Below are 15,737 nucleotides of genomic sequence, written 5' to 3'. Positions count from 1 at the left end.
GTGGACGCCAGCCTCACTCTCTATCTGCTCGTCGCGCTCATCGCCGTGGCCTTGCTGTTCGACTTCCTGAACGGCCTGCACGACGCCGCCAATTCCATCGCCACCATTGTCTCGACGCGCGTGTTGCGCCCGCAATATGCGGTGTTTTGGGCGGCTTTCTTCAATTTTATCGCCTTCATCTTCTTCGGTCTGCATGTCGCCACCACCGTGGGGACAGGCATCATCACGCCCGATATCGTCGATGATCGCGTGATCTTCGGGGCACTGATGGGCGCCATCGTTTGGAATGTCGTCACCTGGCTCGGCGGCATTCCTTCGAGCAGTTCCCATGCTTTGATCGGCGGGCTCCTGGGGGCCGGCGTCGCCAAGGCCGGATTGAGCTCGGTTGTCTTCAGCGGCGTCACCAAAACCACCCTGGCGATCTTTTTGTCGCCTTTGGTTGGCTTCATTCTTGCCCTTTTGCTTGTGCTTCTGGTGTCATGGATTTGTTATCGTTTGAGCCCATTTGCTGTCGATGGCGCCTTTAGGGGCTTGCAGTTTGTGTCCGCTTCGCTCTATTCCCTGGGCCACGGCGGCAACGATGCACAAAAAACAATGGGAATTATTGCCGTTCTGCTTTATTCGCATGGCCAGCTTGAAGGCGGCTTCCACGTTCCGTTCTGGGTTGTCATAGCCTGTCAGGCCGCGATGGCGCTTGGGACCCTTTTTGGCGGCTGGCGAATCGTGCATACCATGGGGTCAAAGATTACACGCCTGTCGCCGATGCAGGGATTTTGCGCCGAAACGGGCGGCGCTATCACGCTCTTCATGGCAACGGGTTTAGGCATTCCGGTATCGACGACCCATACGATAACGGGAGCCATTGTTGGTGTTGGTGCCGCGAGGCGTGTGTCTGCCGTGAGGTGGAATATCGCGCGCGGCATTTTGGTAGCGTGGATTGTGACAATGCCGGCCGCGGCTTTGATCGGTGCGGCCTTCTACTGGATGTCAGGAGTTTTCGGCTGAAATGGCAACGAGCACGGCAGTCAGGACCACACAGAAGAACAGCGAACCGCATTTGCAGTTCGCCGCGCTGCCGTATCGTCTCGACAACGGCCTTGAGGTCATGCTCGTCTCCTCGCTCGACTCCGGCCGCTGGATCATTCCCAAGGGCTGGCCGATGGATGGCCTGACCGGCTATGAGACGGCGGCGCGCGAGGCTTTCGAGGAAGCCGGCCTCATCGGCAACATCGCATCCAAATCGATCGGTCAATTCCATTATCAGAAGCGCCGTAAGAATGGCGCCGTCTGGCTCTGCCGCGTCGAGGTCTTCCCGATGGAAGTCACCCAGCAGCGCAAGAAATGGCCGGAGAAGCACGACCGCAGCACCAAATGGTTCTCGGTCGAACAGGCGGCGGAACTCGTGCGCGAGGACGAACTGGCCGAAGTCATGCGCCAGTTCGCGGCCATGCAGCGTGTGCCGCAGGGCTGAAACAAAAGCCCGGCCTGAGAGGGCCGAGCGTAATCTTTCACTTATGAAATTTGGGGCCTATCCCCACAGCACCTGACGCACCGCCTGTGGCCATTGCGCCGTGTCGGTGCCGTGATGCTTGAACAGCGCCAGCGCCACCCGCTCCATGCCGAAGCCGACGCAGGCCGTATGCGCCACGTCGCCATTGTGAGTGGGAATGTTCCACAACGACCCGAAATGGTCCTGGTGATAGTTGAACGACAGGCAGGCCGTCGGCTTTTCCTCGCTCGTCACCGGAATCAGCAATTCGAATTTCAAGCCGGTGTCGCGCTGGTTGTTGGCGAGCATGCGGCCGGCGCGGCCGAAGAACGGATCATTGGCCAGATCGACCTTCAGCGGCACGCCGAGCGAGCCCATCATGGCCTGGCCGCGTTCGAGCCAGGTTTCGCGGAAAGCCTGAACCTGTTCGGGCGACCCGATCCGCACATATTCGCGCATGCGGAACATCTGCATCCGGGCCGGGTCTTTCGAGGGTTCGTGCCGGAAGCAGTAGGACTGCAGATCGTAGAGCCGCCCGTCGACCGGCAGCGGCCCGCGTTTGGCGACCGTCGGATAAAGCGGATAGCAGGCAGCCGGAGTCAGCACGATGTCGGTCGCGGTCTGCTGGCCCGTCCAATCCTGGCCGGCTTCGAGTTCGGCAAGCAAGGTGCAGTGGTCGGCCTCGCCGCCCATGAAACTGTGCACCGTGCCGGCAAGCTGCGGGAAGCTCTTCATATAACCGCTCTTCTCGAACAGCGGCCTGGAAATGCCCGGCGGGAAATGGATCGGCGTGGCGCGATCTTGTGCGCCGTAGCGCGTGATCAGCCGGTCGAAAGCCTGAATGACATCCTCGAAGACGTCGGAACGGCCGTAGAGACCATCGACGCCGGTATCGAAGAGAATGCCCTTGTCGAACAATTCGTCGAGATAGGCCTCCTGCGCCGAAACCGGCGAAGTGGACGCGGTGGCAGACGCGGCAACGCTCATCACTACGGCTCCAATGGTTCGTTCAGGCGGCGGTCTGAGTCAGTTCGGCGATGGCGTTCTGGATCGCCTTGATGCTCGCGAAGGTGCGCCGGTTGAGCATCTGCTCGGGAAATTCGATGTCGAAGGCGTCTTCCAACGCCAGCATCAATTGCACCGAGGCGAAGGAGGTCAGGCCTGCTTCATGCAGATCGGCATCGTCGGACAAGGTCGCGGCCTTCACCGGCAGTTTGGCGGTTTGGTCGAGAATGTCGCGGATTTTATCGTTCATGTGTCCAGTCCCCTAGTTAGGACAGGGTTTACCGGAGCCTCCGCTCTTAAAGGGTGAATGCGCCGGGGCCTTTACGGATCGCGGTTTATAGCTGGTTAAGCGGCTCTCGGGAATTCGATCGGTCAATAGCAGACGAAGCCGCCGCCGGCCGCCGGAGCCGCATTATTCATGGATTCAAGGGTGGTGCGGATATCGGTGACCAGACGTCGCAGGTCCTCGGTGCCGAGCGGTGCGGCATCGAGCTGGCTCAGCCAGGTGCCGAAATCCTGCGGCTGCGGGTCAGCCAGCCGGCCGGCGATGAAGGGCACCAGGGCGCCTTGCCCGTCCTGCCGGTAGCGATGTTGCAAAAATTCCAGAATGTCCTGTTCCACCGCCGCCGGGTCGAGCGGCACATGGAACCCGCCAGCGCAGGTGCAGCCAGCGATATGCGGGGCGAAAATCATCGCGCCCTTCCACAATTCCGCTAATCCTCGGCCGATGGTTGGCTCTTGCACTTGCGTCTCCCGATCGACCCTAGATCGGCTCTTTTGACCGGTGTCGCAAGCCCAGGGCTCTGCTCCGTTGCCGGTAGCTCTTATTCTGGGCTTGCATTTCGCCGCGTCGCCGGGCAGTCGTGACCCATAAAATCCGCTGCCCTTGCCAGGGCAGGGGTCAAAAAATGGAGGAAACGGCACAGCCCGCTGCTGCCGGCGTTGCGATGAACAAACCCGAGAAACTGCCCAACCGCCGCTTGCGGCTTGCCGCCGACATTGGCGGCACCTTCACCGATGTGGCCGCTTTCGATGAACGCACATCCCGTCTGTTGCTCGGCAAGACCTTGTCGACCCCCCGCCATCTGGTCGAGGGCATATCGGAAGGGGCCGGCAAATCCGGCGCCCGCTTCGCCGATGCTTCGATCTTCCTGCATGGCTCGACCGTCGCCATCAACACCATGCTGGAGCGCAACGGCGCCAAGGCGGCTTTGGTCACGACGGCGGGCTTCCGCGATGTCTATGAGATCGGCCGCATCAACCGACCCGACGCCTATAATCTCTACTTCCGCAAACATGACCCCTTGGTGCCGCGGTCGCGACGTTTCGAGGTGAACGAACGTCTCACCGCCGAGGGCGATGTCCACAAGCCGCTCGATGAAGCGAGCGTTCACGCCGTCTGCGATCGCCTGATCGAGATCGGCGTCGATGCGGTCGGCATCATGCTTTTGCATTCCTACCGCAATCCGGCGCATGAAATCCGCGTCCGCGAGATCGTGCGCGAGCGTCTGCCGCAGGCCTTCGTCTCCGCCTCCCATGAACTGTCGCAGGAATATCGCGAGTTCGAACGCTGCTCGACCGTGCTGGCCAATGCCTATGTCGGCCCGCGCGTGCGCGATTACATTCAGGAAATCGACGGCCATCTGAAACAGGCCGATTTCGACGGGTCCTTCCTGCTCGTGCAATCGACGGGCGGCCTTTATGAATCGGCGCAGGCGCAGCAGCAGTGCATTCGCATGCTGGAATCCGGCCCCGCCGCCGGCGTCGTCGGCACGCAGGCCCTGTGCCATGCCATGGGACTTGGTGAGGCCATCGCCTTCGACATGGGCGGCACCACCGCCAAGGCCGGCGTCATCTATGACGGCCAGGCTCTGACAACGAGCCTCGCTTTGGTCGGCGGCTATGAACGCGCTCTGCCCGTGCAGATGGCGATGATCGACATTTTCGAGGTCGGCACCGGCGGCGGCAGCATCGCCTGGCTCGACGAAGGTGGCGCCCTGCATGTCGGCCCGCGCAGCGCCGGCGCGGAGCCGGGCCCGGCCTGCTATGGCCGTGGCGGGCAACAGCCGACGGTCACCGATGCCAATCTGATCCTCGGCCGCCTCGGTGCTGATCGTTTCCTGGGCGGCGAAATGAAACTCGATGTTGCCGCCGCCCGCCAGGCCATTCAGGATAAGATCGCCGGTCCCCTGGACCTCACCGTGATCGAGGCGGCCGCTGGCATTCTGCGCATCGCCGCCACCACCATGTCGCTCGCCGTCAAGACGGTGACGACCGAGCGCGGCCTCGATGCAGCCTCTTTCCCGCTCGTCGCCTATGGCGGTGCCGGTCCCTTGCATGCGGTGGCGATCGCGCGCGAGATCGGCATGGAGCGGGTGATCGTACCGCGCGCGCCGGGCCATTTCTGTGCTTTCGGCATGCTGCATTCCGATCTGCGTTACGATTATGTGCGCACCTGGCCGGCGCGGCTGGCGCAACTCAACTTCGCCGATCTCGAACGCATCTATGGCGAATTGATCACCGAGGGCGAGGAAGCGCTGGCGCGCAGCGGCGCCAGCAATGCCAAGATGAAAGTCGTGCGTGCCGTCGACATGCGTTATGTCGGACAGGAACATGCGGTGACCATCGAACTGCCGGAAAAAGTGCTGCGCAAGCAGGACCGTGCCGCCATCAAACAGCTCTTCGATGCCGAACATCTGCTGCGCTACGGCACCAACGCGCCCACGGAGGCAGCGGAACTCGTCAGTCTGCGCGCGACGATCAGCGGCGTCATGCGCAAGCCGAAAATGGAGAAGATCGCGCGCGGAACGGCCAAGCCACCGGCGGCGGCGCTGCGCGGCACGCGCGCCGTCACCTTCGGCCCAAGTGCGTCTGGTCACGGCGCGGCGAAGAAAACCACGGTCTATGCGCGCGACGCGCTGAAATCAGGCAATCGCATCGCCGGCCCGGCGCTCATCGAGGAACATGCCTCGACCACGGTCGTCTTTCCCTCCGACAAATTGGAAGTCGATCAGTTCGGTAATCTGGTTATTGAAATCGGGAGGGCGTGATGGCCAAGCAAGTGAAAAAGGCCCAACGCCGGCCGATGAAGAAAGCAACCAAGAAAGTGGCCGCCAAGAAAGTCACGGCGAAGAAAGTCGCGACGAAGAAGCAGGCCGCGCGCAAGGTGACGGGCGCCAAAGCTGCGACGCGGGCTAAAAGCCAGCCCAAAAATCAGGCAAAGCGTCGCTTCGCCAAGAGCGATCCGATTTTGACCGAGATCATTCGCAACGGCGTGCTGGCGGTGACCGAAGAAATGAAATCCAATCTCATGCGCACCGCCTACAATATGATCATCTACGAGGCGCTGGATTTCACCGTCGGCCTTTACACCCCCGAAGGCGATACGATTTCCATCGGTCTCGGCCTACCGATGTTCATTCGCGGCATGGCTGAAACCGTGCGCGCCAAACTGCGCCACTTCGGCAAGGACGGGCTGCAGGAAGGCGACATCCTCGTCACCAACGACGCCTATCTCACCGGCAGCCATCTCAACCATTTCACCTTCAGCCTGCCGATCTTCTTCGAGGGTGAATTGTGCGGCTTTGCCTGCTGCATGGCCCATTGGCCCGATGTCGGCGGTACGCTCGGCGGCGTCACCACGGATATCTATTCCGAAGGCATCCAGATCCCGATCGTCAAATATCAGCGTGCCGGCGTGGTCAACCAGGACCTCGTCGATATCATCCGCATGAACGTGCGTCTGCCCGATCGCGCCATGGGTGACCTCAGAGCGCAGATCACCGCCGTGAAGACCGGCGAGCGTCGTTTCAAGGAACTGCTGGGGCGCTATGGTCGCGAGGAAACCCTCGCCGCTATCGGCAATATCATGGCCCAGTCGGAACGCTCGGCCCGCGCCCGCACGCGCGAGATTCCCGACGGCGTCTACGAAGCGACGTCCTATATGGACGACGACGGCGTCGACATCGGCAAGCGCGTGCCGATCAAGGTCAAGGTCACCGTCAAGGGCGACGAGATGACCATCGATCTCACGGAAGTGAGTGCGCAAGTACGCGGCTTCTACAATTCCGGCGAGACGACGGGCGTCGCCTGTGCGCAGGTCGCCTACAAATGTCTCACGTCGCCGACCGATTATCCCATCAACGAAGGCAGTTTCCGCACGCTCAATGTCGCGCTCACCAAAGGCACGATCATCAGCGCGGTGAAGCCGGCGCCGATGCGCTGGTGGATGACCTTCCCGATGACCATAGTCGATACGATCTTCAAAGCGCTGGCGCCGGCCGTGCCCGATCGGGTCATCGCCGGCCATCACGCGGATCTGCTCAGCACCAACCTGCACGGCATCCACCCGCGCACGGGCGGCTTCTTCATGGGTGGTTTCGGGCCGCTGGGCGGCGGCTGGGGCGCCAAGATGACGGAAGACGGCATGAGCGCCACGGTCTGCCTCAACGACGGCGACACGCACAACAGTCCGGTGGAATCCGTCGAGGCGAAATTCCCGTTCCTGATCGAGGAACTGTCGCTGCGTAGCGGCTCGGGCGGCGCCGGCAAGTTCCGGGGCGGCCTCGGCATCGCCCGCAAGGTGTCGGCCCGCGTACCTCTTACCCTCAATGCCCAGGTGGAGCGCATGCATTGCGCGCCCTGGGGCCTGGAGGGTGGCCACGACGGCTTCGGCAATGAAGTGACGGTCTATGACGCCCATGGCGAGAAGCGCGATGTGGCGAATGCCAAGGTGTTTCTGCGCCGTTTACAGCCCGGCGAGGGCTTCTATTCTCGCTCTGGCGGCGGCGGTGGCTTCGGCTCGCCGCTGGCGCGTGATCCCAATCGCGTCGCGCACGATGTCGCCGAGGAATATGTAAGCGCTGCGGACGCGCGCGAGATTTACGGCGTCGTCCTTGGTGGCGATGGCACGGTCGATCAGGCGGAGACACAGAAGCTCCGCGCAACCATGGGGGGAAAACAAGCATGAGAACACTGGCACTGGCCTTCACTGCCGCTCTCGCGGCTTCGGCCGCCTCGGCGCAGCAGGGCGTCGAGGATTTCTATCGCAGCAAGCCGATCTCCTTCATCATCGGCACGGGCGAGGGCGGCGGTTACGATTTCTCGTCCCGCCTTGCCGCGCAATATCTCGGCAAGTTCCTGCCGGGCAATCCGACGGTCATTCCACGCAACATGCCGGGCGCCGGCAGTATCGCGGCGGCGGAATATGTCTATTCGGTCGCGCCGAAGGACGGCACGACATTGGCGATGTTCCAGCCGACGTTCATCCTGGAAAAGCTGAACGATCCCAACCGCAAATATGTGTCGCAGGATTTCACTTATATCGGCCGCATGGATTCGGCGACGCTGGTCGGTCTCGTCTGGCACAATTCGCCGGCGCAGACGATCGAGGAAGCCAAGAAGACCGAGGTCATTCTCTCGGCCAATGCGGCGGCGGGCACGTCGGCGACCATTCCCTGGGCGCTGAACCGCATGATCGGCACAAAGTTCAAGGTCATCCTGGGTTACAACTCCAGCGCCGCCATGGGCCTGGCTGTCGAGCGCGGCGAAGCCTTCGGCAATGGCAGCACGAGCTGGGACTATCTCCTGACCAAGCCGGACTGGTTCGAGGGCAACAAGATGAAGATCTTGTACGTCATCGCACTGGAGCGTTTCGCTAAATTGCCCGATGTGCCGACGGTGTTGGAGCTGACCAACGATCAGCGCAACAAGAATGCGCTGAAACTGATCGCCTCGACCTCGTCGGTCGGCCGCGCCATCGTCGCGCCGCCGAATAACGAGCCGACGCGCACGGCGGCGCTGCGCCAGGCCTATGCGGCGATGATGAAGGATGCGACCTTCCAGGCCGATGCGGAAAAGCGCAAGCTCGGTGTCGATCCGCTTGATGGCAAGACCTTGCAAGGCCTTGTTGCCGACGTGGCGACGCAGCCGCAGGACATTGTCGATCTCCTCAAAGAAATGACCCTGCCGCCGAACTAGCGGTGTTTCAAGGCGCCATCGGGAATCAGGCGATGATCAGCCAGAAAGCCGATCATCGCCGCATCGAATGCCGGCGGATCCTCGATACAGCAGGCATGTCCGGTATTGGCCAGCACCACATGCCGGGCGTTGGCGATGCGGGACGCGGTGAGACGGCCCGCTTCGAGCGATTCATCATATTCGCCATTGATGACGAGGGTCGGCGCTTTCACGTCGCTCAGGCGCGAGGTCATGTCGAAATTGCCGCGCGTGCGGAAAATCTGCGCGATGCATTTCGACGACAGATGGGCTGAATTCTCGACGAAGAGGTCGAGCAGCCACTTGCCATGCGGCGTATCGGCGAAGCCCGGCGCCACATAACCGCGCATCAAGGTCATCATATGCGCGCCGGGATCTTGCGGATCGAAACCGGCGACGATCGCTTCGGGGTCTCTCGGGCCGCTGCTCGATCCGCCAACAAGCACGATCGCCTTGGTGCGCTCGGGATGATCGAGCGCGGTCAAAAGCGCGATGCCGGACCCGACACTGACGCCGGCGAAAATCGCTTCGCCGATGCCCTGGTCGTGGCAGACGCCGAGCACGTCGTCCATCATGTCGCGCAGGTTGAACGGTGTTTCCGGCTTGTCGGAAAGTCCATATCCGCGCAGATCGACGGCGATGACGCGGAAGAACGGCGAGAAGCGGGCGATCTGATAGAGCCACAGGCGCCGGTCGAAGGGATTGGCGTGAATGAGCACGAGCGGCGCGCCCTCGCCATGAACCTCGTAATGGATCTTCAGGCCGTTCCGGGTCGAATAGGGCATGGTATGAGCCCCCGATTCTATTGCGAAGCAGTCACAAAAGATTAGCAGGTCATTGCGCAGGTCGCGATAAACAAAAAGCCGGCGGAAACCGCCGGCTTTGTAACAAAATGTGTTGGAACTCAGTTCATCGTCGGGATGACGAAGCTGGCGCCGTCCTTGATGCCGCTCGGCCAGCGCGAGGTCACCGTCTTGGTCTTGGTGTAGAAGCGGATCGAGTCCGGACCATGCTGGTTGAGGTCGCCGAAGCCCGAACGCTTCCAGCCGCCGAAAGTGTAATAGGCTATGGGAACCGGGATCGGCACGTTGACGCCGATCATGCCGACCTGCACGCGCGAGGCGAAGTCGCGGGCCGCGTCGCCGTCGCGGGTGAAGATGGCGACGCCGTTGCCATATTCGTGATCGTTGCACAGGCGCAGCGCATCCTCATAGGCATTGGCTCGAATCACCGACAGCACCGGTCCGAAAATCTCTTCCTTGTAGATGCGCATGTCCGACGTGACGTTGTCGAACAGGCAGCCACCGAGGTAGAAACCGTTTTCATAACCCTGCATCTTGAAGCCGCGGCCGTCGACCAAGAGCTTGGCGCCTTCCTTCACGCCGATATCGACATAGGACTTCACCTTGTCGAGATGGGCGCGGCTGACAAGCGGGCCGTAGTCGGCGCTCACGTCGGTCGAGGGGCCGACCTTCAGGGATTCGACGCGCGGGATGAGGCGCTTCACCAATTCGTCGGCCGTGCCCTTGCCGACGGGCACAGCGACCGAAACCGCCATGCAGCGTTCGCCCGCCGAACCGTAGCCGGCGCCGACCAAGGCATCGACCGCCTGGTCCATGTCGGCATCAGGCATGATCACCATGTGGTTCTTGGCGCCGCCGAAGCATTGCACGCGTTTGCCCGAAGCTGCGGCCCGCGCATAGACATATTCGGCTATGGCCGTGGAGCCGACGAAGCCGACCGCCTTGATATCGGGATCGTCGAGCAGGCAGTCGACGGCTTCCTTGTCGCCGTTGATGACATTGAGAATGCCCGGCGGCAGGCCGGCTTCGATCATCAGTTCGGCGAGGCGCAGCGGCACGCCGATGTCGCGTTCCGATGGCTTGAGGATGAAGGCATTGCCGCAGGCGATGGCCGGCGCGAATTTCCACATCGGGATCATCGCCGGGAAGTTGAACGGCGTGATGCCGGCGACGACGCCGAGCGGCTGGCGGATCGAATAGATGTCAATGTTGGGACCGGCGCCTTCGGTATATTCGCCCTTCATCAGATGCGGCACGCCGATGGCGAATTCGACCACTTCGAGGCCGCGCTGAATGTCGCCCCTGGCATCGGGAATGGTCTTGCCGTGTTCGCGCGCCAACAGTTCGGCGAGCTGGTCCATGTCGCGGTTGAGCAGGTCGACGAACTTCATCATCACGCGGGCGCGGCGTTGCGGATTGGTGGCGGCCCAATTCGGTTGCGCGGCGAGGGCGTTTTCGATGGCGGCGCGGACTTCCGCTTTCGAGGCCAGCGGCACTTTGGAAACGGTTTCGCCGGTCATCGGCTCATAGGCTTCGGTGAAACGTCCGGACGTGCCTTTGACGTGTTGGCCGCCGATGAAATGTGTCAGTTCGCGCATGATGTGTTTCCTTCCGCTGATCGATTTTTAGCGCGGAGGAATTGTTAAGGGGAAGGGATAAATCGGTGCGCTTAGCCTTATGAATAAGGCGGTCAGGAGCGGCGCAAGGTCTTCAGGGACCGCACCAGGGAAACCCGCGCGAGGCGCGCGGAACCCGCCGTGATGACATTGGCGATGATCTGCGGGCGCTGCAGCACGCGGCGCTTCGGCGCCGCCGCCAGATCGACCTTGTTGCCGTTCCAGGTCACCGAGCGGCCGAAGAAGGCGCAGAAATAGAGCGCGGGCAACAGGATATCGCGCAGCAGCATGGCCGGCAGCAGGGCCGCCGATCGCGGCCAGCCAGCAATGCGGGTCAAGAGCCATTCCGGAATGTACCAGACCGCCAGGAACACCGCGGTGGCCGCCAGGAGATTGATCCCGGCGCCATGGGCCGCGACCAGGGCGGCCGCCAGCGGCGGCAGTGTGCCACTGAAGATTTCCGGCGCGAAGAGGACAGGAAAACTGGCGCGCCGCAGCCGCGCCCAGCGCAGATGCCGGCCCCAGACCTGGGTCAGGGAGCGACGGCCGAGCAATTGCGGATAGGGCGGCCCGGCGACGGCTATGCCGCGGGCCTTGCCGCGCATCATCTTGGTGGCGGCGGCATCTTCGGCCGGTTCACTGGCGAGGGATTCGAGGCCGCCGCGTTCGAGATCGGCACGGCGGAACATCAGCGATTTGCCCTGGGCGAAACCGGAGCCGAGCGTGTCGACCGCATATTGGATGCGCGCCTGATAGCTGTTGAGCATGGCGCATTCGACCATCGACCAGAAGCCCTCGGGCCGATCGCCGAAAGCCGGCGCCGTCACCATGCCGGCATCCTCGCGCCAGGCGCCGGTCAGGCGATGCAGATAGTCGGGCGCGACGAGCAGATTGCTGTCGACGAAAACGATGATGTCGAAGCGGGCATTGCGGAAGCCCTTCGCCATGTTGTTGAGCTTCGGATTGGGGCCGAGGCGCTCCATGCCGAAGAGCAGGCGGGCGGGGATATGCGGATGCCGGTCGATGGCGGCTTGCGTCAGCGGCACGATGGGATCTTGTGCATCGGCGACGCAGAAAATCAGCTCGTAGTCGGGCCAGTCGATCTGGAAGGACGCTTCGATCGTTTCCTTCGAATAGGGCTCGAGGCCGCAGAGCGGGCGGACGATGGTAATGCCTTTGGGCTTGCCGATCGTGCCAATGGGCGCGCCCTTCCGGCACCGGACCATGGCGATCGCGGCGCTGGCGACCTGGATGGTGAGAAGCGAGGCGGCGAGTGCTGCGGCGGACTGCGCGAGAATCGACATTGCGAATCCTGGGTAACCCGTCCCGTTGACGGAAGTATGACGCGGCCTGTCACGAAAGTGAGACACAAATCACGCATGCCGCTCTCGTCAGCCATGCATGAATCGTCTGACTATCGAATGGGCGAGACCGAAGCGATGTCCGAAACCAGACATGTCCGAACCCTCTTCCTCTCGGATGTTCATCTGGGAACACGCGGCTGCCAGGCGGCGGTCCTCCTCGATTTTCTCAAGGTCTACGAAGCCGACACAATCTATCTGGTCGGCGACATCGTCGACGGCTGGCGCCTGCGCCAGAGCTGGTACTGGCCGCAAAGCCATAACGACGTGGTGCAGAAGATGCTGCGCAAGGTGCGCAAGGGCACGCGCGTCATCTACGTGCCGGGCAACCATGATGAATTTTTCCGCGATTATGTCGGCTCGAATTTCGGCGGCATCGAGATCGAGGAAGAGGCTATTCATCGTTGCGCCGATGGCCGCTCGATGTTCATCCTGCATGGCGACAAATTCGACACGGTGGTGCGCAACGTGCGCTGGCTCGCGCTGCTGGGCGACTGGGCTTACGACTTCGCCATCTGGCTCAACGGCCATATCGCCCGCGTGCGCCGCTATTTCGGTCTGCCCTATTGGTCCTTCTCGCAATGGAGCAAGGACAAGGTCAAACGCGCGGTCAGCTTCATCAGCGCCTTCGAACAGGCCGTGGTGACGGACGCGCGCCGGCATGGCGTCGACATGGTTCTGTGCGGCCACATCCATAAGCCGACAATGCGCACCATCGACGGCGTGCTCTACATCAACACCGGCGATTGGGTGGAATCCTGCTCGGCTGTCGTCGAGAACGAGGATGGTCGCTTGGAGCTGATTCACTGGCATCAGGTGGCGGATGCGTTCGCGCCGGTTTCGGTGAAAGAGCTGAGCGGCGAACTGGTCGCCTGATCCGTCATTGCGAGAAGCGCAGCGACGAAGCAATCCAAGGCGGGCCGTAGAACGCCAGGAAGTGCCTGCGGTACAGGCATCTTTACGTTGAAAGCCCTATCCCCACGGTAGACTGGTCGCCGCCTTGGCATTTTCCACGATCGAGAGAAAGCTACGCGCGCTGCGCTCCAGGCTGTGCGACGCGCCGACCTTGCGGCAGAGTGCCTTGTCGATGCGTAGCGCCGACAGCGCCGCCTGACGCAGATCCGTGCCGATCACGCCGCAAGCTTCGCCATCGAAAATGGCGCGTGCGCCATCGGAAGGATAGCAGGCGACCGGCAAACCCGCAGCCAAAGCTTCCGCCATGACGAGGCCAAAAGTATCGGTGCGGCTGGGAAACACAAAGACATCGGCGGCGCGATAGACGGCGCCGAGATCGGCGCTCGACAGGGCGCCGAGAAAACGCACCTGCGGATATTTCTGTTGCAGCATCGCCCGCGCCGGGCCATCGCCGGCGACGATCTTGGTGCCGGGCAGATCGAGTTCGAGAAAGGCCTCGATGTTCTTTTCCACCGCCAGCCGGCCGGCGAAGAGAAACCACGGCCGCGGCAGATCGAACTGCGCCACCGGGCCTTCGGCAAATACTTTGGTGTCGACGCCCCGTTTCCAATGCACCATGCGGGCAAAGCCGTGGCCGCGTAATTCGCCGGCGAGCGCTTGCGTCGCTGCCATGGTTGCGGCCGCGCCATTGTGGAACCAGCGCAGCGCCGCATAGCTCCAGCGCTCGGGGATTGGCCAGCGCGCCGCGATATATTCGGGATAGCGCGTGTGGAAACAGGTGGTGAAGGGGATGCGGCGGCGGTGGCAGTAGAGCCGGGCCAGCAGGCCGATCGGCCCTTCGGTAGCGATATGGACGATATGCGGCGCGATGGCGGCGATGCGATGGGGCACGCTGCGCGGCGGCGGCAGGGCCAGCCGGATGGCCGGATAGGAGGGCATCGGCACCGAGCGATAGCCCTGGGGTGTCAGCAGATGCAGATCGACGCCCAGCTCCGGCAGCGCCCGCGACAGCCATTCATAGGTGCGCGAGACGCCGTTGATCTGCGGCGTCCAGGCGTCGGTCACCAAGAGCAGGCGAAGCGGATCGGGTTGATCGGCGGCCCGCACCTGGGGCCGTGCCTGCCGCCTGCGCGCCGCCGGCTGGCCGGCATCGACGAAAGAAAGCGCCATCCGCAGTTCTCCGCCCGGACTTTCCGAGGATCACTGCGGCCCCAAGAACATATTCGCACTGCGGTTATGTGACAGTGTTCATGAGAGGGCTGGCGTTTCGCCGTCGTACCAGGCACGCAGCAGGTGATGGGCGATGGCGATCGGGTTGGGCGCCTCGAAACCATCGGGATGGCTGCGCCGAAGCATCAAATCGACATCCTGCCGGGTGAACCAGCGGCAATCCTCCAATTCGGTCTGGTCCACCACGATGTCGCGGTTGAGCGCCTGCGCGACGCAGCCGATCATCAGCGAGGAGGGAAAGGGCCAGGGCTGCGAGGCGACATAGGCGACGCGGCCGATTCGGATGCCTGATTCTTCCAGAATTTCCCGGCGCACCGCGTCCTCGATCGTCTCGCCCGGCTCGAGAAAGCCGGCGAGCGCCGAATACATACCCTTGCCGAAGCGCCCGGAGCGGCCGAGCAGACAGTCGTCGCCGTCGACGGCCAGCATGATCACCACCGGGTCGGTGCGTGGAAAATGCTGGGCGCCGCATTTCGGACATTCGCGCCGCCAGCCGGCGCCGACGACATTCGAGGGTGCGCCGCAATTGCTGCAAAATCGGTGGCGCGCATGCCAGAACATCACGCTCTTGGCCTGGCCGAGAAAGCCGATCTGGGCGACCGGCAGCAGGCCTTCGGTGGTGACCGAACGCAGGTCGCGTACCATCAGGTCGGGCCGGCCCGGGATGATCTGCCGGCGGGTGTCGATCAGCCCGCTCGGGCTCACCGTCTCCTCGACGGCGATGGCGCTGTCGTCGATCATGAGAGCGAAAATCGCCCGTTGGTCGTCTTTGCCGAGCAGGACGGTTTCCCGTGTCGGGCCGATCGCCAGGGCCTCCGCGCGGGTGTGCAGCGGGTCGAGCTGGCCGTCCTCTATTTTCAGCACCGGCCGGTCGCGGCCGATAACGACGAAACGGCTGTTCGGATCGTCGAAAAACCGGTCGAAAAGGCCCGGCTCGTCGCGGCGCTCGGACAGTCTGTCGATGGGGTTGAAGGCAAAGCCGGTGGCGGCGGACAGTTCCCCGGCGGGTGCGTGCTTTAGCATTCGAAAAAGGCTCACGATTCTTTACATGGCAGTTTCGCCCGCTACCCCGGCGCCGGCAATCGAAACTTGGCCAAAGAGGCGGCGTGACGACGCAACCTTGGATTCCTCAGCCGGGCGGCTTGCGAAACCCGGTCCGCCCTGCCAAATAAGGGCCGGGAGGTTGGCGGTGGACGTTCCACTCGCCAACCGGGTCAGGTCCGGAAGGAAGCAGCCCTAACGAGATCGGGCGGGTCTCTGTCCAGCCTCCCACTAGCATGACATTTCCGGCCGTTTGGCGGGGCCAGGCTCCGAAATTCGG

General features: G+C 62.7%; 14 protein-coding genes and 1 other RNA gene. 7 read left to right on the top strand and 8 right to left on the bottom strand.

Features of this window, described 5'->3' with window-relative positions; translation table 11 throughout:
* On the top strand, window positions 1–1,005 hold the full coding sequence (locus OIM99_RS03305; RefSeq protein ID WP_311848891.1) for an inorganic phosphate transporter: 1,005 nt from the start codon (window positions 1–3) through the stop codon (window positions 1,003–1,005).
* 1 nt (window position 1,006) lies between these two features.
* The gene (locus OIM99_RS03300) at window positions 1,007–1,471 is read left to right on the top strand and encodes an NUDIX hydrolase (RefSeq protein WP_311848890.1); all 465 of its coding nucleotides are present in this window, start codon (window positions 1,007–1,009) and stop codon (window positions 1,469–1,471) included.
* A 57-nt stretch (window positions 1,472–1,528) separates the two neighbouring features.
* On the opposite strand, the gene OIM99_RS03295 is transcribed toward OIM99_RS03300, so the two are convergent.
* From OIM99_RS03295 to OIM99_RS03285, 3 genes are all read right to left on the bottom strand, one after another.
* The gene (locus OIM99_RS03295) at window positions 1,529–2,476 is read right to left on the bottom strand and encodes an amino acid--[acyl-carrier-protein] ligase (protein WP_311848889.1); all 948 of its coding nucleotides are present in this window, start codon (window positions 2,474–2,476) and stop codon (window positions 1,529–1,531) included.
* A 22-nt stretch (window positions 2,477–2,498) separates the two neighbouring features.
* Entirely contained in the window at window positions 2,499–2,744 is a 246-nt protein-coding gene (locus OIM99_RS03290) for an acyl carrier protein (RefSeq protein WP_311848888.1), read from the bottom strand.
* A gap of 122 nt (window positions 2,745–2,866) precedes the next feature.
* The gene (locus tag OIM99_RS03285; protein ID WP_311848886.1) at window positions 2,867–3,238 is read right to left on the bottom strand and encodes a hypothetical protein; all 372 of its coding nucleotides are present in this window, start codon (window positions 3,236–3,238) and stop codon (window positions 2,867–2,869) included.
* Window positions 3,239–3,441: 203 nt separating this feature from the next.
* Here OIM99_RS03285 and OIM99_RS03280 point away from each other — a divergent pair, with 203 nt between their 5' ends.
* Genes OIM99_RS03280 through OIM99_RS03270 form a run of 3 tightly spaced genes read left to right on the top strand, consistent with a single transcriptional unit; the run spans window position 3,442 to window position 8,473 of the window.
* Window positions 3,442–5,544 carry a hydantoinase/oxoprolinase family protein gene (locus tag OIM99_RS03280; RefSeq protein ID WP_311848884.1) on the top strand — a complete coding sequence of 701 codons (2,103 nt, stop codon included), beginning with the start codon at window positions 3,442–3,444 and terminating at the stop codon, window positions 5,542–5,544.
* Window positions 5,544–7,463 (top strand): hydantoinase B/oxoprolinase family protein, encoded by a 1,920-nt coding sequence (locus OIM99_RS03275; RefSeq protein ID WP_311848883.1) that lies wholly within the window; start codon window positions 5,544–5,546, stop codon window positions 7,461–7,463. Before OIM99_RS03280 ends, OIM99_RS03275 begins: the two co-directional genes overlap by 1 nt.
* The gene (locus OIM99_RS03270) at window positions 7,460–8,473 is read left to right on the top strand and encodes a tripartite tricarboxylate transporter substrate-binding protein (RefSeq protein WP_311848881.1); all 1,014 of its coding nucleotides are present in this window, start codon (window positions 7,460–7,462) and stop codon (window positions 8,471–8,473) included. Before OIM99_RS03275 ends, OIM99_RS03270 begins: the two co-directional genes overlap by 4 nt.
* Here OIM99_RS03270 and OIM99_RS03265 read toward each other — a convergent pair.
* The 3 genes from OIM99_RS03265 to OIM99_RS03255 form a co-directional block, all read right to left on the bottom strand.
* A complete protein-coding gene (locus OIM99_RS03265; protein ID WP_311848879.1) occupies window positions 8,470–9,276 on the bottom strand; it encodes an alpha/beta hydrolase in 807 nt (268 codons plus the stop codon). The genes OIM99_RS03270 and OIM99_RS03265 overlap by 4 nt on opposite strands.
* 119 nt (window positions 9,277–9,395) lie before the next feature.
* Window positions 9,396–10,892 (bottom strand): CoA-acylating methylmalonate-semialdehyde dehydrogenase, encoded by a 1,497-nt coding sequence (locus OIM99_RS03260; RefSeq protein WP_311848878.1) that lies wholly within the window; start codon window positions 10,890–10,892, stop codon window positions 9,396–9,398.
* A 92-nt stretch (window positions 10,893–10,984) separates the two neighbouring features.
* Complete coding sequence (locus tag OIM99_RS03255) at window positions 10,985–12,214, bottom strand: glycosyltransferase (protein ID WP_311848877.1); 1,230 nt, start codon at window positions 12,212–12,214, stop codon at window positions 10,985–10,987.
* 135 nt (window positions 12,215–12,349) lie between these two features.
* Between OIM99_RS03255 and OIM99_RS03250 the strand changes: the two genes are divergently transcribed.
* A complete protein-coding gene (locus tag OIM99_RS03250; RefSeq protein WP_311848876.1) occupies window positions 12,350–13,147 on the top strand; it encodes a UDP-2,3-diacylglucosamine diphosphatase in 798 nt (265 codons plus the stop codon).
* Between the two features lie 96 nt (window positions 13,148–13,243).
* Here OIM99_RS03250 and OIM99_RS03245 read toward each other — a convergent pair whose 3' ends face one another.
* Both OIM99_RS03245 and nudC read right to left on the bottom strand, forming a co-directional pair.
* Window positions 13,244–14,356 carry a glycosyltransferase family 1 protein gene (locus tag OIM99_RS03245; RefSeq protein WP_311848875.1) on the bottom strand — a complete coding sequence of 371 codons (1,113 nt, stop codon included), beginning with the start codon at window positions 14,354–14,356 and terminating at the stop codon, window positions 13,244–13,246.
* A 78-nt stretch (window positions 14,357–14,434) separates the two neighbouring features.
* The gene (nudC, locus tag OIM99_RS03240) at window positions 14,435–15,439 is read right to left on the bottom strand and encodes an NAD(+) diphosphatase (RefSeq protein WP_311848874.1); all 1,005 of its coding nucleotides are present in this window, start codon (window positions 15,437–15,439) and stop codon (window positions 14,435–14,437) included.
* 154 nt (window positions 15,440–15,593) lie between these two features.
* Between nudC and ffs the strand changes: the two genes are divergently transcribed.
* An RNA gene (ffs, locus tag OIM99_RS03235) (signal recognition particle sRNA small type) lies at window positions 15,594–15,690 on the top strand.
* Window positions 15,691–15,737: the final 47 nt, after the last annotated feature.

It is taken from the genome of Methylocella sp. CPCC 101449 (assembly GCF_031921685.1).
In the GTDB taxonomy this organism is placed as follows: Bacteria; Pseudomonadota; Alphaproteobacteria; order Rhizobiales; family Beijerinckiaceae; genus Terripilifer.
The sequence above is the reverse complement of the archived record's forward strand: the minus strand, read 5'-3'. Positions and strand labels throughout refer to the sequence as shown.